Source organism: Empedobacter sp. GD03861, from assembly GCF_029840885.1.
Taxonomy (GTDB): domain Bacteria; phylum Bacteroidota; class Bacteroidia; order Flavobacteriales; family Weeksellaceae; genus Empedobacter; species Empedobacter falsenii_B.
Genome location: NZ_JAOCDJ010000005.1, coordinates 129,200 through 149,747 on the forward strand (window position 1 = coordinate 129,200; position 20,548 = coordinate 149,747).

Here is a 20,548-nt window from a genome sequence, read left to right on the forward strand (position 1 = left end):
TTTGAAACTACTTTTGTATCAGTATTTGAAGAAATGGCAATTAGAGGTAATAAAACGGAAGAAAATTTTTACGTAATCGGAATCAGTTATGAAAAAGCTGACGCCATTACACGTGGTAAATTTACATTTTTCCCGGAACAAGTTGAAACGTTTACGCAAGATTCTAAAACGAATGGATTAGAAAACTTTTTTATTGTATCAACTTGTAATCGTACTGAATTTTATGGTTTTGCAGAAAACGAAGATCAAATCGTTGAGCAATATTGTAAATACACAGAAGGTAATGCAGATGAATTCCGTCAATTTATGATGGTAAAAGAAGGAGAAGAAGCGATTACACATTTATTCCGTGTTTCGTCGGGATTAGAAAGTCAGATTTTAGGTGATTTTGATATCATCGGACAAATCAAAATTTGGTTTTCTCGTTTCAAAAAACAAGGTGCATCAAATGCTTTTTTAGAGCGTTTGGTAAATACTGCGATTCAAATTAGTAAAAAAGTGAAGAACGAAACTTTCTTAAGTAACGGTTCTGCTTCGGTTGCATATTCAGCGGTTAATTTTATTCAAGCAACGCAAGGAAACTTAGTTGACAAAAATATTTTGTTGTACGGAATTGGTAAAATTGGTCGTAATACGTGTGCTAATTTGGTCAAACATTATCCAAATACAAACATTACGCTAATCAATCGTACAAAAGAAAAGGCAGAAATTCTTGGATTGAAATATGATATTACCGTAAAAGATCACAGCGAATTAAAAGAAGAATTACAAAAAACAGATATTCTAATTGTTGCAACGGGAGCAAGTAATTACACGATTACAGAAGAAATGATTCCGTTCGATAAGGAAATGACGATTATTGATATGTCAGTTCCAGAAAATGTAATTCATACATTGGCTGCTCGCGAATCTATTCAATTGGTAAATGTAGATGGATTATCTAAAATGGTAGACGATACAATTGCGCAACGTCGCAATGCAATTCCAGAAGCATTGGCAATTATAGAGGAGCATTCTACAGAGTTTTACGAATGGTTAGAAACCAGAGAATTGGTTCCAGCTATTCAATCTTTCAAAGATAGATTAGACTTTTTTCAGAGTTTTGCTTTAAATAACTTGAAAAAAGACAATGTAAATATCGACGAAAATGAAACGATTTTAACTGAAAAAGTAATTCAGAAAATTACAAATCAGTTTGCTTCTTATTTGATTGAAAATAAAGAAAATGCAGACGAAACAATTCAGTTAATCGAAAAAATGTTTCATTTAAAACAAGCTTAATACAATCATGAAAACAATAAAAATTGGTACACGTCAAAGTCCGTTAGCGCTTTGGCAAGCCAATAAAGTTGCTTCTATTCTTGAGGCAAAAGGTCATCCAACAGAAATCGTTCCGATTACTTCTGAAGGCGATGCAAATCTAAAACAACCCATTTATTCATTAGGTTTAACAGGTGTTTTTACGCGTTCATTGGACATTGCTTTGTTGAATGATCAAGTGGATATTGCGGTTCATTCGTTGAAAGATGTACCAACTGTTTTACCAGAAAAATTAGAGTTGATTGCATATCCAGAACGCGCAAGTTCTGCGGATATTTTGGTGTACAAATCGGAAGATATTTTCGAGAAAAAACATCGTGTTATCGCTACTGGATCTTTGCGTCGTAAAGCATTTTGGAATCATAAATATCCAAATGATACGATTGTAGATTTACGTGGAAATGTGCAATTACGTCTGAAAAAGTTGCAAGATAATGCAGATTGGGACGGAGCTGTTTTTGCTTTTGCAGGTTTGGATCGTTCAGAAATTTTAGATGAATTGGCAGAAAAAGGTCTTCATTATAAAGTGATTGATTGGATGATTGCTGCACCATCACAAGGAATTTTAGGAATTGTAGCCAAAGAAGGTTTGGATTTGAGTGATATTAATAATCCGCAATGTGAACTTTTTGCTACGGTAGAACGTCAATTCTTGAATGTTTTAGAAGGAGGTTGTACAGCGCCAATTGGTGCGTTAGTTGAAAAAATTGATGAAGAAAATTACTCGTTCAAAGGAGCAATTTTATCAATTGATGGACAAGAGATGATTTCAATCGAAAGACAATTCAAAGCAGATGAATATTTGACGAAAGGTCGTGAGTTTGCTGAAGAATGTATTGCGCAAGGTGCAGCAAAAATGATTGAAGAAATTAAAAAAGAAATCGGAACGAAATAGTGCGAACGAAAGTTTTATTCACGAAGTTTATTTCTCCTGAATTGCTTGAAAAAGAATTTGGAACTGATGTTGAGGTGGTTTGTAAACCAACTTTACAAATTGAATTGACTTCGAAAAATGAAATTTCTGCACAGGTTGATGAATCCGTTCATCAATTTATCGTGACGAGTCAAAATACAGTAAATGCCATTCAAGGATTGGAATTGAATGGTCATTTTTTTGTTGTTGGAAAAAAAACGGCAGAAAAACTAAAAGCACAAAACAGAGAAGTTGTGTTGGTTGAAGATTATGCAGAAGATTTAGCTCCGAAATTGATTTCAGGAAATTATTCTCCGAAATGGAATTTTTTATGCGGTTCTTCGCGCCGAGATTTGTTGGTAAATGAATTGTCAAAAGCAAATCACAAAGTCAATCAAATTATGACATATCAATCAGAACAAATTGTTTATCAATTAAATGAAACTTTTGATGCGTATGCTTTTTTTAGTCCGTTGTCATTCAAAGCGTTTCATCAACAAAATGAAATTTCAGAAAGTTCGCGTATTTTTACAATCGGAAATACAACAACCTCTGCGATACAAGAAGTTTATCCAAATTATGAAATTATAACTGCGCAAACACCTTTGGTGGAAGTGGTTATCGAAAATATAAAAAAATACATCAATGATAAAAAATGATTTGCTTTTAAAAGCATTGAGAGGTGAGGAGGTAGAGCGTCCGCCAGTGTGGATGATGCGTCAAGCAGGACGTTATTTACCAGAATTTATCGAATTGAGAGATAAATATGATTTCTTTACACGTTGTCAAACGCCAGAATTAGCGGCTGAAATTACAGTTCAACCAATTCGTCGTTTTCCGTTGGATGCAGCCATTATCTTTTCGGATATTTTGGTTGTACCACAAGCAATGGGAATGAATTTCGAGATGAAACCTGGTGTTGGTCCGTGGTTAGAGAATCCTATTCGTACAGCTCAAGATGTAGAAAAAGTTTATATTCCTGATGTTGAAGAAGAGTTAGGATACGTTTATGCAGCGATGGATATCACAAAGAAAGAGTTGGACAATAAAATTCCGTTGATTGGTTTTGCAGGTTCGCCTTGGACATTGTTGTGTTATGCAGTGGAAGGTCGTGGTTCTAAATCTTTTGATCAAGCGAAAGGTTTTTGTTTCCAAAATCCAGTTGCAGCACACCAATTATTAGAAAAAATTACACAAACAACGATTCAATATTTGTTGAAAAAAGTGGAACATGGTGCAAATGTGATTCAGATTTTTGATTCTTGGGGTGGAATGTTATCGCCAAAAGATTATGATGAATTTTCTTGGAAATACATCGAGCAAATTGTAAACGAAGTTTCTAAAGTAGTTCCTGTAACTGTTTTTGCAAAAGGTTGTTGGTTTGCTTTAGAGAAAATGGCCGATTCTAAAGCATCTGCTTTGGGTGTTGATTGGACGATTACGCCACAATTAGCGCGCGAGTTTACAGGTTTCAAAAAGACGTTACAAGGTAACTTTGATCCTTCTCGTTTGTTATCTCCGCCAGAAACTATTCAGCAAATGGTAAAAGAAATGATTGACGATTTTGGTCCGTATAAATATATTGCCAATTTAGGTCACGGAATTTTACCAAATATTCCAGTAGAAAATGCACAAGCTTTTATAGAAGCTGTTGTAAATTATAAGAGAGATTAAGAAACTCGATATAACAAGAAAACCTTCCGTAATGGAAGGTTTTTTATTGAATATATAATTTAAATTTTACGATATTATTTAGATCTTTTGTATAATAAGCGATCCAATAATAATTATTCTCTTTACTTAAAATTCTATATTGATATTTTTCTCCTTTTCTACTAAATGATTTTTTCATTGAATTATTGCTTTCTAAAAACTCAAGATTAAAATCATAATTATTCTCCCAATGTAATTTTAGTTTAGAAAAAGATTCATCAATAAAATATTCAATCCAATTATTATTTTCAATTTTTACAATTGTTTTATCTCCTTCATAATCAAAATAATATAATTCAGAAGCTGATTTAATTAATTTATACTCTTTTTTATTGATTGTTGATTTAGGCAAATTTTCTAAATTAATCCAGTTTTCATTATTTTTTTCAGAGAATTTTCTTATTATATCAGTGTATTCTTTACAATTTTTTTGAAATCTATAAAAAATAGCTTCTTCTTCAGCTTGAATTTCTTCTTTTGAAAAATCTTTAAAATATTCAACTAAACTAACATCTTGATTAACTAAATTAACACTTTCTAAATCATTAAGATTTTTATTTTTTGTAAGGATCTTACAAAGATTGTTAATTAACAAATCTCTCTTATCATCTATATTTTGAGAAAAAGATATTGAACAAATTAAAAATAGAATATAAGTTAAGTAATATTTCATTTTTGGTTTTTTATAATTAATAAAATAAGAATAATTAAAATATCTGAAATAAAATAGTGTTTATTTTGCAAAATTTTTTGAGAGTTTATCGCTGAAAATAATTCCAATAAATGAAAGTAGAATAATAATTGAACTCGAAATTAAATCAGAAGTTAGTCCATCTTGAAAAGAATCTTTTACACTAAAATACTTAATTGTTGTATTGATAAAAATAGGTAATTGAAAAATCAATAAAATAATCGAAACGATTATTATTGAAATCTGCGCATATTTTTGAATAGGAATTGTAAGATTTTCAATTCTTGTATCTTCAAAATATTTTTCGATTCTAAGAAATCTAATCATAATTTCTGTTTTATAAATGAAAGTATAATAAATCAAAAACAGTACAATGAATAGAATTATAAGCGTGATGTAAGGAAATAAAACGATATTTTGACTTTTTATTTCTTCAGGAAATATTACATCAAAGTTCATTAACAGATTGATTTGCTCGGGAAAAAATGTTATAAAAGTTTCTATAATAAAGAAAAAACCAATCAATTTGATTATGATTGCAAATAGATTTTTAATCGTCATTTTGTTTCGTGTTAATTATTATAAATGTAATAAAAATACATTCTAATCTCCATTTTAACAGAAAATTAAAAGAAATCAATTTTATATTCGATAGTTTTAGTATATTTTAGTAGAAATATTAATATCATAAGTAAACTACATAAAAGAATAAGATGAAAAAGGGTATATTTTTGATGTCAGTTTTGGGTGTTCTTTTCTTTGTTCAGTCATGCGAAACGAAGAAAGAAAATGCTGACTCAACAACTAAAGAAGTTGTAAAACAAGATACAGTGCAAGCTGCTGCAGAGCCTGTTGGAAATCCTACAGATGTTAAAGCTGACCCAGGAACTTTCCAAATTAAACCTTTAAAATATGGTTACGATGAATTGAACGAATACATTGATGCAAAAACAATGGAAGTTCATTTCTCTAAACATTATTTAGGATACATCAACAAATTGAATACAGCGCTAAAAGAAGCAAATATCAAATCGAATGATATTGTAGACATTTTGAAAAAAATGGATATGAATAATGCTGCTTTACGCAACAATGCTGGTGGATATTACAATCACATGCTATATTTCGATATTATGTCTCCAACGCCGCAGAAAGCGCCTACAGGAGATCTTAAAGCGAAGATTGATGCAACATTTGGTTCTACAGAAGAATTGATGAAGCAATTGGACGAAGCAGGTTCTAAACGTTTTGGTTCTGGTTGGGCTTGGTTGGTTGTGAAAGCGGACGGAAGTTTGGCGGTTACAACTACAGCAAATCAAGATAATCCATTGATGCCAGGAGCAGAGGTTGCAGGAACGCCAATTTTAGGAATTGATGTTTGGGAACATGCTTATTATTTAAAATACCAAAATAAACGCGATGATTATTTGAAAGCGTTTAACAATGTTTTGGATTGGAAACAAGTTGAAGATAATTACAAGAAAGCGAAATAAACTTTCGGGTAACGATATAAAAAAAGCTTCTCAAATTTTTGAGAAGCTTTTTTGTTTTATATGAATAATCTTAATTCTTAATTAACGATTGTGTTTCTGTTGTTCCATCTTCATTAAAAACGCGAACAATGTATTTTCCTTTTTTCAAACTTTGTACGTTAAAGTTTGCTTTCTGGCTTCCGTCTAATTTTTTATTCATCACTTCATTTCCAATAATCGAGTATATAGATACCGAACTTGCTTTCGATGGATTATCAAATTTTATTGTAAACGTAGAACTCGCAGGATTTGGATAAATGCTAACAGAGCCTTTGTCCTGATCAAATCTCGACTGAGCTGATGCAGATGTTATGGTGAATAAAAATATAGTTATAAATAGTATAAAGTGTTTCATATGCTTGTAATCCTAACAAATATAAAAATAAATAATTATAAAACAAACATTTCAAAATATATACCAAACAAAAAAGTGATGCTAAATTTTAGCATCACTTTAAGATATATAATAAAAATTATAAACTTATTATAAGCTGTAACGGATAAATCCAGTTACTTTCAAGTCAGCGTTAACAGCTTTAACGACATCTTGAACAGAAGTTTTTCCGTCTTTGATTGACGCTTGGTGAACTAATGTATTCTCTTTGAAGAATTTTTGTAATTTACCTTGAGCGATGTTTTCAATCATGTTTTCTGGTTTACCTTCTGCAACTAAAGTTTCTCTAGCGATAGATAATTCAGTGTCAATTACAGATTGAGCAACAGAAGTTTCATCTAATGCTACTGGGTTCATAGCAGCAACTTGCATAGCAACGTCACGAGCTACTTCAGAAGCACCTTCTACGTTAGCAGATAAAGAAACTACAGCACCAATTTTGTTACCAGCGTGGATGTAAGAATTAACGATAGCACCTTCGATAGCTTGGAAAGTACCAATTTCGATTTTTTCTCCAATAACACCTGTTTGCTCAGTTAATTTTTCACCAACTGTAATTCCAGCGAATGGTAAAGCTAATAATTCTTCTTTAGAGTTAACTGTTAAAGCTAAATCAGCGATTTCGTTAGCCATAGCAACGAAAGCTTCATTTTTAGCAACGAAGTCAGTCTCACAGTTCAAAGCGATAACGATACCTTTAGTTTGGTCAGCGTTAACTTTAGCGATAACTGCACCTTCTGTAGAATCACGGTCAGCTCTTTTAGCAGCTACTTTTTGTCCTTGTTTACGTAAAACCTCTACTGCTTTATCGAAATCTCCACCAGCTTCTTCTAAAGCTTTTTTAGAGTCCATCATTCCCGCACCAGTTGCGTTTCTTAATTTACTTACCTCAGCGGCTGTTGCTTTGTAGCTCATAGTAATATTTTTATTTTGTTTCTTAATATTTTAAATAAAAGTAGCTCGTACACCACAAAGTGGTGTAGGAGCTACAAGGTATATTATATCGATGAATTGATCATCAAGTTAATGTTAAGCTTCTTTTGTTTCAGCTCCTTCTTCTTTACCTTCTTTTGCTTTTTCTTTTTCTGCTTTACGTGTAGATAAACCAGCTTTGATAGAATCAGCTACTGTAGATAAGATGATATCGATAGATTTAGAAGCATCATCATTTGCAGGGATTGGGAAATCTACTTGACGGGGGTCAGTATTTGTATCAACCATTGCAAAGATTGGAATACCCAATTTTTGAGCTTCTGCTATAGCGATGTGCTCACGTACAATATCTACAACAAATACTGCAGATGGTAAACGTGTCATATCAGCGATAGAACCTAAGTTTTTCTCTAAAGATGCTCTTTGACGATCAACTTGTAATCTTTCTTTTTTAGATAGTGTTTCAAACGTACCGTCTTTTTTCATACGATCGATTGAATTCATTTTTTTAACTGCTTTACGGATAGTAACAAAGTTAGTTAACATCCCACCAGGCCAACGTTCTGTAATATAAGGCATGTTGATTTCTTCAGCATGCTTAGCTACAACATCTTTTGCTTGTTTTTTAGTTGCAACAAAAAGAACTTTACGTCCAGATGCAGCAATTTTTCCTAAAGCTTCAGATGCTTCATCTAATTTCACTGCAGTTTTGTGAAGGTCGATGATGTGGATTCCGTTTTTCTCCATAAAAATATAAGGAGCCATAGCCGGATTCCATTTTCTTGTTAAGTGACCAAAGTGCACACCAGCACCTAATAAGTCCTTTACATTTACTTTTGCCATTTTCTTTTTTTTAGTTTACGTTCCGTTATCTCAACAAGCAACAAACAAGTGGTCGAAAAATTCTAGCCTTATTTGTTTAGATGCTAAACCAACGGAAAATGGATTTTTTAATGAATTGAATAAATTAACGTTTAGAGAATTGGAATTTCTTACGCGCTTTCTTTTGACCGAATTTTTTACGTTCAACCATACGTGGGTCACGTGTTAATAACCCTTCTGGTTTTAATTGTAAACGAAAATCTGCGTCAACTTCACATAAAGCTCTAGAAATTGCTAAACGAATTGCTTCAGCTTGACCAGTGATTCCACCACCAAATACTTTGATATCTACATTGTATTTCTCTTTTGTACCAGTGATTAAAAATGGTTGTTCTACTTTGTATTGTAATACTGCCGTAGGGAAGTAGATTGCTAACTCGCGCCCGTTAATGAAGATTTCTCCATTACCTTCTTGTAAGTATACACGAGCAACAGATGTTTTTCTACGTCCGATTTTATGAACTATTGCCATGGAATTAGATTATAAATATTCGTTAATATCGATTTGTTTTGGTTGTTGAGCTTCGTGATTGTGCTCAGTACCAACAAATACATGTAAATTAGTCAATAATTTACTACCTAATTTATTTTTAGGTAACATTCCTTTTACTGACTTTTCGATTAAGCGTACAGGATCTTTTGCAAAAACTTCTTTCGCAGTTAAAGATCTTTGTCCACCTGGGTAACCTGTGTGACGGATGTATAATTTGTCATCCCATTTGTTACCTGTTAATTGAATTTTGTCAGCGTTTAAAACAATTACATAATCTCCACAATCTGCATGAGGAGTGAAGTTTGTTTTGTGCTTACCTCTGATAAGCTTCGCAACACCTGACGCTAAACGACCTAATGATAAGTCAGAAGCGTCCACAACTACCCATTCTTTCTGAGCAGTTTCTTTGTTGGCTGATGAAGTTTTGTAACTTAACGTGTCCACTATCTTGATTTTTAATATTTTATAAATTACCGACAATCCGATCGGGGTGCAAATGTACAAAATGATTCTGTTTTCCCAAAAGATTTTAGGAATTATTCGTCACTTTGATGGATTTGTACCATTTAGACGGTTGTCAAAACGTTTGCAAAATTACGTTAATTAATTGAATATCCAATATTTTTTTCGAATTAGACGTTCTATTTAATTGATAGATTGTTTTAAAATCAATAATTGATTGGATGAAAAAGAATACGTTTTATCGTTTAATCAATTAAGTATGATACTAAACAGAAGTTAAAAACGTGCAATTCAAATTTTGAATTGCACGTTTTTTTATTGTAAGATATCTTATTTTTAACCTCTTGAGAAAGGTAAAATAGTTTGAGTTGTAGAACCTAAACCATCAATTCCATACTCGATAACATCTCCTGGTTTTAACCAAACTTGAGGTGTTTTTCCCATTCCTGATCCTGCAGGTGAACCTGTAGAAATAATATCTCCAGGTAAGAAAGACATAAATTGAGATAGGTAAGAAATTAATTTAGGAATGCGGTAAATAAAATCACTTGTATTACCATCTTGCATTAATTCTCCGTTTAATTTTAACCAAACACGTAAATTATTTACATCCTCGATTTCGTCTTTTGTTGCAATAAAAGGTCCAACAGGTGCAAATGTATCACATCCTTTTCCTTTGTCCCAAGTTCCTCCACGTTCTGTTTGGAAAGCACGCTCAGAAATATCATTAATTAAGGCATAACCATATACGTGATTCATTGCCTCTTCTTCCGTTACATTATTTGCTTTTTCACCAATAATAATACAAAGTTCTGTTTCCCAGTCCATTTTTGTAGAACCATTTGGTTGCATAATTCCGTCTTCTGGTCCGTTATACGATTGATTCGCTTTGATAAACATAATCGGTTCTGCTTGTTGTTGTAAACCTGTTTCTTTTACGTGATCATCAAAGTTAAGACCTACACAAACAATTTTTCCTGGGCGAGTTAAAGGTGTACCAATACGTACATCATCTTCAACTAATGGCAAGCTGTTAATGTTAAGCTCGATATATTTTTGTAAAGTTTCTTGTTTTTCTGTATTTCCAAAAAAATCATCATCATAAATAATTCCTGATGCTGAAACATCGAATTTTTTCTCATCGATGATTACACCTGATTTCTCCTGACCTTTTGGTCCGAATCTAAAAATTTTCATCTTCTTTATATTTTTTCCGCCACAAATATACGACGTATTGTTTTTTGATTAAATAAATAAAAAAAGACATCTGTCATTAACAGATGTCTTATAAAGATAAAAAATAATTATATTTATTTAAAATTATTTAGCAATTCCTCTCGAAATTACAATTTTTTGAATTTCTGATGTTCCTTCGTAAATCTGAGTAATTTTTGCATCGCGCATCATACGTTCTACATGATACTCGCGAACATAACCATTTCCTCCATGAATTTGAACGGCTTCCGAAGCAACTTCGTTCGCTGTTTTAGAAGCAAATAGTTTTGCCATTGCACCAGAAATAGAAATGTCTTTTCCCTCATCTTTCTCAACCGCAGCTTTAAAACATAACATACGAGCAGCTGTAATATTAGTTGCCATATCTGCTAATTTGAATGCAACAGCTTGGTGATTGATGATTTCTGTTTTGAAGGCTTTACGAATTTTTGCATAATCTAACGCTAATTCATAAGCACCTTGTGCAATTCCTAAAGCTTGAGAAGCGATACCAATACGTCCTCCGTTTAAGACATTCATTGCGAAAGCAAATCCAAATCCGTCTTCACCAATACGGTTTTCTTTTGGCACTTTAACATCATTAAAGAATAATGAATGTGTGTCAGAACCACGGATTCCCATTTTTTGTTCTTTTGGTCCAATTTCGAAACCTGCCCATCCTTTTTCTACGATGAAAGCATTGATTCCTTTGTGACCTTTTTCTGGATCAGTTTGAGCGATTACTAAATAAGTAGAAGCTGTTCCACCATTCGTAATCCAGTTTTTTGTACCATTTAATAAATAGTAATCTCCCATATCTACCGCAGTAGTTTTTTGAGAAGTCGCATCAGAACCAGCATCTGGCTCAGATAAACAAAATGCTCCAATCACTTGACCAGAAGCTAATGGTACTAAATATTTTTGTTTTTGATCTTCGTTACAATATTTTTCCATACCAGCACAAACCAAAGAGTTGTTAACTGACATGACAACAGCAGCAGAAGCATCAACTTTAGCGATTTCTTCCATTGCAATGACATAAGAAACGCTATCTAAACCAGATCCTCCGTATTTTGGGTCAACCATCATACCTAAGAATCCAAGTTCTCCCATTTTTTTTACTGCATCAGTTGGGAAAGTAGATGTTTCGTCGCGTTCGATAACTCCTGGTAATAATTCGGCTTTAGCGAAATCACGAGCAGCTTCTTGAATCATTAATTGTTCTTCCGATAATTGAAAATTCATGTGATTATATTATTTATGGTTTTTATTATTTTATGATTATGACTTTAAATTTTTATTCAAATTTTAGAGAAAAAACAAATGCTCTGGTTGATAATGAATTCAAACTTCCTGTCCAATAAGGATCTGTAGAAGGTTTATCAGGAACAATTTCATTATTAAAGAAGAACATACCTTTTAGGGCTGGTGTAAGTTTAAATCGTTTGAAATAAATTTCAACACCAATTTCTGCTTGCCAGTTAAAGTTATTCGTTGTTGTTCTGAAAACTCCAGTAGCGTTATCGTCTTCTTTATTTTCGTTCGATTGTAAATTCATTAGATAACCCAAACCTCCTTGAATATATGGACGTGTATTGAACCAACGATCTCCGTGAAAGTTAAGTAACAATGGGATTTCGATATAAGTAGATTTTACTTCGCGTTTTACATTAGAATCTTCTAAATCTCCTTCGTAAGTACCAGTTGATGTTCCAGCTAAAGGGGCGTTACGAAAATGTAAAATACGTTGTGCAAAATGCAATCCTGGTTCAGACTTTAAGTCGATGTAATCATTCACACGCATTTTAGCGATTAATCCAACAGAGAAACCAGCTTTACTTTCTTGATCTAAATAAACTAAACCGTGTTCATTTACTCCATCATCTTCTGGAATTTGAGGAGCTCCAGGGACAGGGTTAGTTTGTGCTTTAGGAACAATCTTGTAACTCATCATATTAGTTCCCAAGAAATATCCAAAACTAAATTTTTTCTGATCAGTTTCAGTTCTGTTTTCGCTTCTGTCATTATTAGGGCGAAACTGCGCATTTGCAATGCTAGCAACAGTTAACGATAATGCGATGATTAGATTTTTTCTCATAGACTTTCAACGAATAACAAGCAAATTTATTTTATACTTTTATAAATGCTTGCAATACCAAAAGTAAGTTTTTTATCAATAGGTTGTGTAAATTTTACACTTTTCAGAATGTTTTTCATTTCTTCTCCATGTGGAAAAGCACGAACTGAATCTGGTAAATAGGTATAAGCACTTTGATCTTTCGAAACCATTTTACCAATTGCAGGTAAAATATTTTTAGAATAAAATGTGTACAACTGTTTCATTGGAAAAGCTGTAGGATAAGAAAATTCTAAAATAACGAAAGTTCCTCCAGGTCTTAAAACACGATTAATTTCTGCTAAACCTTTCTCTAAGTTTTCAAAATTACGAACACCAAAAGAAACGGTCACACAGTCAAAAGTGTTATCAGGAAAAGGTAAATTTTCCGAATCACCTTGCACCATTTCGATACGATTTTCTAATCCAGCTTCTTTTACTTTTTTGCGACCAACTTCCAACATTCCGTTAGATAAGTCTAATCCAGTAATTTTTGCATCGGTATTTTTACCCATCATAATCGCTAAATCTCCTGTTCCAGTCGCGATATCTAAAATCGTTTTTGGTTGAGAAGCTTTTACCATTTTGATAACATCTTTTCGCCATTGAATGTCGATTCCCATTGATAAAACACGGTTTAATAAATCGTATTTTGGCGAAATATTATCGAACATTTGCTCGACTTGTTTCTTTTTATTTAGATCTGATGCTTCGTAAGGAGTTACTGCATCGTGTTGATGATTTGCCATTTTGTAAAGTTATAAAATCTAAATCTTATTCGTAATTCTCGAAATAAAATTGTTTAAAATCTTCTTTGTTAAATATTTTCGATAAATCAGTTGCTTTCTCGCTTCCGCCACTTTTTATGAACATTTTAGGATAATCCTGATCAATGTTATAGTAAAAGTTTTCGATGTATAATTGAGAAGATTTTTCGATAATTCCGTGATAAACCTTGTTATCTATTGCAATGTTGTTTGATAAAAAGATAGAATCTTTGTTTTTTCTAACACCATAAGGTCGTGTAAATGTATAATATTCTTGATGTGTAGGATTTATAAAACCATTTGCTCTTGTAATATCTACAACCGTATCTACATTTTTATTATTAAAACTATAAACGATATGCGCTTTTCCTTTTTTCAGGTCTACTCGTGCATTTTGTTGCGGTGCAATTGTAAAATCTTTATCGTTAATTTTGATTGTCAAGGTTTTGTTTGATGGATTGTCAATCACATACCCATCTTTTTTGCTCAAAAAAGTGTTATAAATAACAACGATCAAAGCAGCTAATCCACAGACGATTAAAAGACCAATTAATGAAGGATTTTTTTTCATGCTGCTAAATTAAATATACTTTATTAATTTCGGTATGAGTTATTACATATTTTTCATGACTATTTTAATGAAATGTGTAACTTTGTCGCTATTATTTTTTTATTAAAATTGAACAATATTAATATGATAAACTCTGTAATTACAGGTTCTGGACACTATTTACCGAATAGAATTGTTACGAACGAAGATTTTGTTAACCACGAATTTTATGACGAAAGTGGAAATCGTTTGGATAAAACTGGTGAAGAAATTACGCGTAAATTTGAGGAAATTACAGAAATCAGAGAAAGAAGATATGTAGAAGATGATTTATTAAATTCTGATATCGCAACTTTTGCTGCTAAAAAAGCAATTGAAGAATCTGGTGTTAATCCAGAAGAATTAGATTATATAATCGTTGGGCACAACTTTGGAGATATTGATCCTGTTGGTCATCAAATTGATATCATGCCGTCAATTTCGGCAAAAGTAAAACACAATTTAGGAATCAAAAACCTAAAATGTAAGCCTTATGATATGACATTTGGTTGTCCAGGTTGGATAGAATCATTGATTTTAGGACATCAATTTATTCAAGCAAATATTGCAAAGAAAGTTTTGGTAATCGGTTCTGATACGTTATCTCGTGCTGTAGATCCGCATGATCGTTCTGCGATGATTTTTGCAGATGGAGCAGGAGCAGTTGTTTTGGAAGCGAAAGAAGCTGATTATAAATATGGAATCATCAATCACGAAACGTTAAGTTATACAGGTGATGAATTGGCTTACTTGACAAATGGACGTTCTGCAAATCCAGATTATAAAGGTTCAATCAAAACAATTAATATGAAAGGTCGTAAAGTTTACGAATTCGTATTAAAAAATGTTCCACCAGCAATTAAAGAATTGTTAGATGAAACAAATTTATCAATTACCGATATTGATAAAATTTTATTGCACCAAGCAAATGCAAAAATGGATCATGCAATGATAGAGCGTTTATACAAATTATATGGTGTAGCTGTACCAGAAAAAATTGATCCAATGACAGTTCAATTCTTAGGAAATACATCTGTAGCAACGGTTCCTACAATGTTTGATTTAATCAAAAAAGGAGAATTAGCTCCTCATCAATTTCACGCAAATGATAAAATTATTTTAGCTTCTGTTGGAGCTACAATGAATGTTAATGCAGTGATTTATCAATTCGAAAAATAAAAACAAAAAACACATATACTATTGTGAATACATTCGGAAGACTATTTAAAATTTCAACTTTTGGCGAAAGTCATGGTGTAGCGATTGGAGGTGTAATTGATGGCGTTCCAAGTGGAATCGAATTAGATTTTGATTGGATACAAGCGCAATTAGATCGTCGTAAACCAGGACAATCTGCAATTGTGACACAACGAAAAGAACCAGATACAGTACAATTTCTTTCAGGTATTTTTGAAGGAAAAACAACAGGTGCTTCTATCGGGTTTATTATTCCGAATGATAATCAAAAATCTCACGATTACGATCATATAAAAGACGTTTTTCGTCCTTCTCATGCCGATTTTACATACGAAACCAAATATGGTGTTCGCGATCATAGAGGTGGAGGAAGAACTTCTGCGCGAGAAACGGCTAATTGGGTTGTTGGTGGTGCTGTTGCAAAACATGTGATTCCAAATATCAATATTACAGCTTATGTAAGCGGAGTAGGTGAGTTGAAGTTGGATAATGATTATTCTACATTAGATTTTTCTAAAATTGAAGAAACGGCAGTTCGTTGTCCAGATCTAGAAATGGCAGAAAAAATGATTAATCGTATCAAAGAAATTCGCAAAGAAGGTGATACAATTGGAGGTGAAGTAACTTGTGTTATTCAAAATGTGCCAGTTGGTTTAGGTGAACCAATTTTTGATAAATTGCATGCACGTTTAGGACAGGCGATGATGTCGATAAATGCCGTAAAAGGTTTTGAATACGGCGAAGGTTTTGCTTCTACATCGATGAAAGGTTCAGAAATGAATGATCAATTCAACCAAGATGGAACAACAAGAACCAATTATTCTGGAGGAATACAAGGTGGAGTTTCAAATGGAATGGATATTTATTTTAAAGTTGCTTTCAAGCCAGTTGCGACATTAATGCAAGAACAAACAACGTTGAATGCAGATGGCAAAATGGTAGAAATGCATGGAAAAGGTCGTCACGATCCTTGTGTTGTTCCAAGAGCCGTTCCTATTGTAGAAAGTTTAGCTGCGATGGTTTTGGCTGATATGTTGCTGATACAACGAACAAGAAATATATAAACAAAAAACTCCAACCTTTAAAGTTGGAGTTTTTTGTGATTGTCATTCTGAATGCAGTGTTAACGAAATGAAGAATCTGAGATTTTTCGACAAGCTCGAAAAGACAAGTATTTTTTGTTCTTAATAATTCTTAACCAAAATCCTTCATTTCTTTTCGATAAGTTTCTCCAATTGGTAAAATTTTCTGATTGAGATAAACAGAATTTCCATCAATAGAAGTTAAAAAATCAAGATTGATGATATACGAACGATGAATTCTTTTGAAATGATTTGGTAATTTTTCTTCGAAAGACTTCATGGTTTCTAAGACTAATATTTTTTCAGTTTTGGTATGAATTCGAATATAATCTTTCAAACCTTCAATGTAAATTAAATCTGAAAAATTAATTTTTACTTGCTTTCCATTTGCTTTTACAAACAAATAAGTCGACTGATTTTTAGTTGATGTCGTTTGAAAAAAATCAACATATTTTTTTATAGAGGCATCAAAACGTTCTTTCGTAATAGGTTTCAATAAATAATCAACCACATGAAAATTAAAACTTTCTAAAGCATAATCTTGATAAGCTGTTGTGACAATGAATTTCTGAGAATGATCAAGGATTTTCATCAACTGAATTCCAGTCAATTCGGGCATTTGAATATCTGTGAAAATAAGATCAACTTTATTATTTTTGAGAAAATCAATTGCTTCAAAAACTTCAGTTGTTGCAAGTGAAACAATTAAATTTTCATTTTCAGAAGCATGTTTTTTCAATAATTCAACAGCTAAAGGTTCATCGTCTAAAATAATACACTTAATTTTCGTCATTTAATGGAATTTTTAAGTAAATATGAAAGGTTTCATAATCGTTTTTAATTTCGAAAGTATAATTATTTCCGAAATAATAATTCAATCTTTTTTTCAAATTCGTTAATCCAATTCCTGAAGTTTCATCTTTTTGATGTTGATTAATTTTATTTGAAACGGAAATCTCAAGGTATTCAGAATTAGTTTTTAAATTGATTTTAATTGGATGATTAATGTCTTTTACAACACCATGTTTTATTGCATTTTCGATTAAAGGCGAAATAATATATGGATGAATTAATTTTTTAGAATTCTCAATCAAAAATTCTTTTTCGACATAAAATTTTTCTCCATAACGAATCTGCTCCAAATCTAAATATTGATTGATGTAATCAATTTCTCGTTCAATTTCAATTTTATCTTTATTGGTTTCGTAGGTTGTAAAACGCATAATTGCACTCAAATTTTCGATTGCTTTTAACGAATGAGGAGAATTTACACTCACCAAACTATAAATATTATTGAGTGTATTAAACAAAAAATGAGGATTAATTTGAGATTTGAGAAAATTAATTTCAGCTTCTTTTTTCTCTTTTTCAATGATGTTATTTTGTTTTAGTGTATGGATTGAATGGAATGTCATCCATAAAAAAAGTGACGAAAAAACGATAAAAGAACCATAATGTAAATTGTCGTAAATGTAAAAACTAATCGTTGTTCCTTCAAAATAATTGACTTTATGGAACAAAAAATCTGTAATAATTTGCTCAATAAAATAACGAACAATAATGAATGTTGTAAAGGAACATATTATAGAGAATAATATCGATTTCCAATTGATTTTTTTAAGAAAATAGGGGGCAATAAAAAAATAGATAATAAAAATTGTAATTAACTGAACAATATACATTGTTGATGCAAATAATGTAATTGATTTAAAAAATGAATTTCCGTTAGTTAGATTAACTAATCCAATTGTTATGTAATCAAACAGAATGTAAATAACCCAAAAACCTAAAAGTATAAATACGCTTTTTTGATTTGAGAAGCTTAAATTTTTTTTATCATCTTCCATTGTTTTTGTTTTTTGTAAAATTAGATTCTTTTCTACATAAAAGTGAAGTGATTCGTCGATTATTCAAATGGGTTAGTCGATAAATAAAAGTCAATTTTTTCAGAATCACAGAAATTTGAATCATAATTAAAAATTAACTCAAATGAAAAACTTATTTATTGCAATTGCTACATTTATTGGTACTATGAATTTATCTGCTCAAACAAAATATCAATTTCAAACAAAATTTGATGATGCTATTCCAGTTCTTAATATGGGAACTTTTCACATGGGATATACTCCAGATGCAAGTACGACTGAATTTGATGAGAATAACCAAGATAATGTTCGTCAAATACATGAAATAGCAAAGCAGATTGCGGCTTTTAAACCTACAATTATTTTAGTTGAACAAAATCCTTCTCGCAATAAAGTGTTGAATAAACTTTTTCAAGATTATTTACTTAATCCTAAAATGAAGTTTGAAAATCCAAACGAAGTTGAGTTATTGGCTTATGAAGTTGGGAGACTAAGCGGATCGAAGAAAATTTACGGAATTAATTATCAAGAAGATTATCTTTATATGCTTGGTGATTTGTTGAAAGAGCAAGATGATTCGATTACATTCAAAAAATACATTGAAATGTTCCGAAATAATGATTCAAAAAATGGAATTACAAAAAAAGATGTGAAATTGAAAGAGTTATTGCAGTACTATAATCAACCAGAATTTTTAGATTTTTCTGTTGCAGTTAATGCGGATATGTTAACGACGGTTTCATACAAAAAATATCCAGTAGGAGCAGAGCAAGCGGCGAAATATTATCATAGAAATTTAGCTATGTTCTCAAATATGAACAATGTGCCGATTACAAAAGACGATCGTATTTTTGTATTAATGGGTGCTACGCATACGGCTTTCTTCAAAGATTTCTTACGACGTTCGCCAAAGTTTAAAGAAGTAAATACGTTAGATTATCTAAAATAAAAGCATAAAAAAACCTCGCAAACTGCGAGGTTTTTTTATATATAGTTGAATAATAATTATTCTTCTGTAGATGGAGTTTCTTCTGTAACAACTTCTTCAGATACTTCCTCTTTTTTTGCTTTCTTGTCGTTAGCGTAAATAGGGTTATCATAGTTGAAGAAAGAACCTTCTTCTTTAGTAGCATTAGCTGCTTTTTGAGCATCTAATTTAGCTAATTCTGCTCTAGTTTTAGCAGCTTCTTCAGCAGCTTTGATAGATGCAGCATCTGGTACAATTTCAAATCCGAAATCTACTTCAACATCTCTGTGGAAACGAACTTTAGCTTCGTATTTTCCTAAACGTTTGATAGTATTTCCAGGGATTCTAATGTTTTTCTTCTCGATTTCAACACCAGCTTTTACTAAAGTTTCTGCTAAATCTGCATTGTTGATAGATCCAAATAATTTGTCTCCAGAACCAACTTTAGCGTCGATTTTAACAACTAAACCATCTAATTTAGCCGCTTTTTCTTTCGCTGCAGAGATTAATGTAGCTTCTTCTGCTTTACGAGCGTCTAAAACTTCATTTAATTCTTGTACATTTTTTGGAGTTGCAACTGATGCTAATCCACGAGGGATTAAGAAGTTACGTGCGTATCCAGGTTTTACTGAAACAACTTCAAATTCAAAACCTAAACCTTCTACATCTTGTCTTAAAATTACGTTCATGATATTTTAATATTTAGGTTATTATTTTAATTGATCACCAATAAATGGCATTAATGCTAAGTGACGAGCTCTTTTGATCGCTTTAGAAACTTTTCTTTGGTATTTTAAAGATGTTCCTGTGTAACGACGAGGTAAAATTTTACCTTGCTCATTCACGAATTGAATTAAGAAATCAGCGTCTTTATAGTCAACGTATTTGATTCCAAATTTTTTGAAACGACAATATTTTGAGTTTGATTGTGTTTCGATATCTAAAGGAGATAAATAACGGATTTCTGATTCGCTACCTCCAGCTGCTTTTTTTGCTAAATCGTCAATTGCCATAGCTTTGCTTATTTGTTAGAGTTAGACTTTAATTTTGTTCTACGTTTTTCTGCCCAGTCCATACCGTGTTTGTCTAATTTCACAGTTAAGAAACGGATTACACGCTCATCACGTTTGTAAGCAACTTCTAATTGAGAAACTAACTCGTTATTGTCTGATTTAAATTCTACTAAGTGGTAGAATCCATTTCTTTTGTTTTGAATTGGGTAAGCTAATTTTTTTAAGCCCCAGTTCTCTTTTGCTACGATTTCACCACCGTTAGCAGTAACAAAGTCATTGAATTTATTAACTGCTTCCTCTACCTGAGAATCAGATAGAACGGGAGTCAAAATGAAAACAGTTTCGTAATGTGTCATTTTTAACTTCTTTTAAGTTATTATTTATACTAAAATTCGAGGTGCAAA

At 31.9% G+C, this 20,548-nt stretch carries 24 protein-coding genes and 1 pseudogene; 8 read left to right on the forward strand and 17 right to left on the reverse strand.

What is annotated here, in order from left to right; all coding sequences use genetic code 11:
* The first annotated feature begins 33 nt into the window (after positions 1-33).
* The 4 genes from hemA to hemE are packed head-to-tail and all read left to right on the forward strand — an operon-like array spanning position 34 to position 3,907.
* Positions 34-1,281 carry a glutamyl-tRNA reductase gene (gene hemA, locus N5D03_RS04430; protein ID WP_219033603.1) on the forward strand — a complete coding sequence of 416 codons (1,248 nt, stop codon included), beginning with the start codon at positions 34-36 and terminating at the stop codon, positions 1,279-1,281.
* A gap of 7 nt (positions 1,282-1,288) precedes the next feature.
* A complete protein-coding gene (hemC, locus tag N5D03_RS04435) occupies positions 1,289-2,215 on the forward strand; it encodes a hydroxymethylbilane synthase (protein ID WP_280051036.1) in 927 nt (308 codons plus the stop codon).
* The gene (locus tag N5D03_RS04440; RefSeq protein WP_280051037.1) at positions 2,215-2,892 is read left to right on the forward strand and encodes a uroporphyrinogen-III synthase; all 678 of its coding nucleotides are present in this window, start codon (positions 2,215-2,217) and stop codon (positions 2,890-2,892) included. Before hemC ends, N5D03_RS04440 begins: the two co-directional genes overlap by 1 nt.
* Complete coding sequence (hemE, locus tag N5D03_RS04445) at positions 2,879-3,907, forward strand: uroporphyrinogen decarboxylase (RefSeq protein ID WP_125348769.1); 1,029 nt, start codon at positions 2,879-2,881, stop codon at positions 3,905-3,907. The genes N5D03_RS04440 and hemE overlap by 14 nt, the downstream gene beginning before the upstream one ends.
* 43 nt (positions 3,908-3,950) lie before the next feature.
* Here hemE and N5D03_RS04450 read toward each other — a convergent pair whose 3' ends face one another.
* Both N5D03_RS04450 and N5D03_RS04455 read right to left on the reverse strand, forming a co-directional pair.
* Positions 3,951-4,619 carry a hypothetical protein gene (locus tag N5D03_RS04450; RefSeq protein ID WP_280051038.1) on the reverse strand — a complete coding sequence of 223 codons (669 nt, stop codon included), beginning with the start codon at positions 4,617-4,619 and terminating at the stop codon, positions 3,951-3,953.
* Positions 4,620-4,679: 60 nt separating this feature from the next.
* The gene (locus N5D03_RS04455) at positions 4,680-4,964 is read right to left on the reverse strand and encodes a hypothetical protein (protein ID WP_147280018.1); all 285 of its coding nucleotides are present in this window, start codon (positions 4,962-4,964) and stop codon (positions 4,680-4,682) included.
* Positions 4,965-5,350: 386 nt separating this feature from the next.
* On the opposite strand from N5D03_RS04455, the gene N5D03_RS04460 reads away from it, so the two are divergent.
* Entirely contained in the window at positions 5,351-6,130 is a 780-nt protein-coding gene (locus N5D03_RS04460; protein WP_038334476.1) for a superoxide dismutase, read from the forward strand.
* A gap of 70 nt (positions 6,131-6,200) precedes the next feature.
* Here the strand turns inward: N5D03_RS04460 and N5D03_RS04465 are convergent, their stop codons facing one another.
* From N5D03_RS04465 to N5D03_RS04510, 10 genes are all read right to left on the reverse strand, one after another.
* A complete protein-coding gene (locus N5D03_RS04465) occupies positions 6,201-6,524 on the reverse strand; it encodes a T9SS type A sorting domain-containing protein (RefSeq protein WP_115001418.1) in 324 nt (107 codons plus the stop codon).
* 129 nt (positions 6,525-6,653) lie between these two features.
* Positions 6,654-7,478: a translation elongation factor Ts gene (gene tsf, locus N5D03_RS04470; RefSeq protein WP_038334478.1), complete on the reverse strand. Its 825-nt coding sequence runs from the start codon at positions 7,476-7,478 to the stop codon at positions 6,654-6,656.
* 114 nt (positions 7,479-7,592) lie between these two features.
* Positions 7,593-8,339: a 30S ribosomal protein S2 gene (gene rpsB, locus N5D03_RS04475; protein WP_115001416.1), complete on the reverse strand. Its 747-nt coding sequence runs from the start codon at positions 8,337-8,339 to the stop codon at positions 7,593-7,595.
* A gap of 124 nt (positions 8,340-8,463) precedes the next feature.
* On the reverse strand, positions 8,464-8,850 hold the full coding sequence (gene rpsI, locus N5D03_RS04480) for a 30S ribosomal protein S9 (RefSeq protein ID WP_038334481.1): 387 nt from the start codon (positions 8,848-8,850) through the stop codon (positions 8,464-8,466).
* A 9-nt stretch (positions 8,851-8,859) separates the two neighbouring features.
* Positions 8,860-9,315 (reverse strand): 50S ribosomal protein L13, encoded by a 456-nt coding sequence (rplM, locus tag N5D03_RS04485; RefSeq protein WP_038334665.1) that lies wholly within the window; start codon positions 9,313-9,315, stop codon positions 8,860-8,862.
* Between the two features lie 354 nt (positions 9,316-9,669).
* Positions 9,670-10,530 carry a fumarylacetoacetate hydrolase family protein gene (locus N5D03_RS04490; protein ID WP_280051039.1) on the reverse strand — a complete coding sequence of 287 codons (861 nt, stop codon included), beginning with the start codon at positions 10,528-10,530 and terminating at the stop codon, positions 9,670-9,672.
* A gap of 123 nt (positions 10,531-10,653) precedes the next feature.
* Positions 10,654-11,793, reverse strand: coding sequence for an acyl-CoA dehydrogenase family protein (locus N5D03_RS04495; protein WP_219033597.1), 1,140 nt, complete (start codon positions 11,791-11,793; stop codon positions 10,654-10,656).
* A 52-nt stretch (positions 11,794-11,845) separates the two neighbouring features.
* Positions 11,846-12,646, reverse strand: coding sequence for a porin family protein (locus N5D03_RS04500; RefSeq protein WP_038334485.1), 801 nt, complete (start codon positions 12,644-12,646; stop codon positions 11,846-11,848).
* A 26-nt stretch (positions 12,647-12,672) separates the two neighbouring features.
* Positions 12,673-13,413, reverse strand: coding sequence for a bifunctional demethylmenaquinone methyltransferase/2-methoxy-6-polyprenyl-1,4-benzoquinol methylase UbiE (gene ubiE / locus N5D03_RS04505; protein ID WP_038334486.1), 741 nt, complete (start codon positions 13,411-13,413; stop codon positions 12,673-12,675).
* 25 nt (positions 13,414-13,438) lie between these two features.
* Positions 13,439-14,002: a hypothetical protein gene (locus N5D03_RS04510; protein ID WP_115001408.1), complete on the reverse strand. Its 564-nt coding sequence runs from the start codon at positions 14,000-14,002 to the stop codon at positions 13,439-13,441.
* Between the two features lie 123 nt (positions 14,003-14,125).
* On the opposite strand from N5D03_RS04510, the gene N5D03_RS04515 reads away from it, so the two are divergent.
* Both N5D03_RS04515 and aroC read left to right on the forward strand, forming a co-directional pair.
* Complete coding sequence (locus N5D03_RS04515; protein WP_038334667.1) at positions 14,126-15,199, forward strand: ketoacyl-ACP synthase III; 1,074 nt, start codon at positions 14,126-14,128, stop codon at positions 15,197-15,199.
* A 23-nt stretch (positions 15,200-15,222) separates the two neighbouring features.
* Positions 15,223-16,281 (forward strand): chorismate synthase, encoded by a 1,059-nt coding sequence (aroC, locus tag N5D03_RS04520; protein ID WP_115001405.1) that lies wholly within the window; start codon positions 15,223-15,225, stop codon positions 16,279-16,281.
* Between the two features lie 130 nt (positions 16,282-16,411).
* Here aroC and N5D03_RS04525 read toward each other — a convergent pair whose 3' ends face one another.
* Positions 16,412-17,092: a LytTR family DNA-binding domain-containing protein gene (locus tag N5D03_RS04525; protein ID WP_125348776.1), complete on the reverse strand. Its 681-nt coding sequence runs from the start codon at positions 17,090-17,092 to the stop codon at positions 16,412-16,414.
* Positions 17,079-17,819: a histidine kinase gene (locus tag N5D03_RS04530; protein WP_185144074.1), complete on the reverse strand. Its 741-nt coding sequence runs from the start codon at positions 17,817-17,819 to the stop codon at positions 17,079-17,081. Before N5D03_RS04530 ends, N5D03_RS04525 begins: the two co-directional genes overlap by 14 nt.
* Before the next feature lie 469 nt (positions 17,820-18,288).
* Here N5D03_RS04530 and N5D03_RS04535 point away from each other — a divergent pair, with 469 nt between their 5' ends.
* Positions 18,289-19,113, forward strand: coding sequence for a DUF5694 domain-containing protein (locus tag N5D03_RS04535; protein WP_280051040.1), 825 nt, complete (start codon positions 18,289-18,291; stop codon positions 19,111-19,113).
* Between the two features lie 209 nt (positions 19,114-19,322).
* On the opposite strand, the pseudogene rplI reads toward N5D03_RS04535, so the two are convergent.
* From rplI to rpsF, 3 genes and pseudogenes are all read right to left on the reverse strand, one after another.
* Positions 19,323-19,820 (reverse strand): annotated as a pseudogene (rplI, locus tag N5D03_RS04540) (50S ribosomal protein L9); the annotation flags it as partial.
* Positions 19,821-19,841: 21 nt separating this feature from the next.
* Positions 19,842-20,144, reverse strand: coding sequence for a 30S ribosomal protein S18 (gene rpsR, locus N5D03_RS04545; protein ID WP_019976570.1), 303 nt, complete (start codon positions 20,142-20,144; stop codon positions 19,842-19,844).
* 8 nt (positions 20,145-20,152) lie between these two features.
* Positions 20,153-20,500 (reverse strand): 30S ribosomal protein S6, encoded by a 348-nt coding sequence (rpsF, locus tag N5D03_RS04550; protein ID WP_038334492.1) that lies wholly within the window; start codon positions 20,498-20,500, stop codon positions 20,153-20,155.
* Between the last annotated feature and the right edge of the window lie 48 nt (positions 20,501-20,548).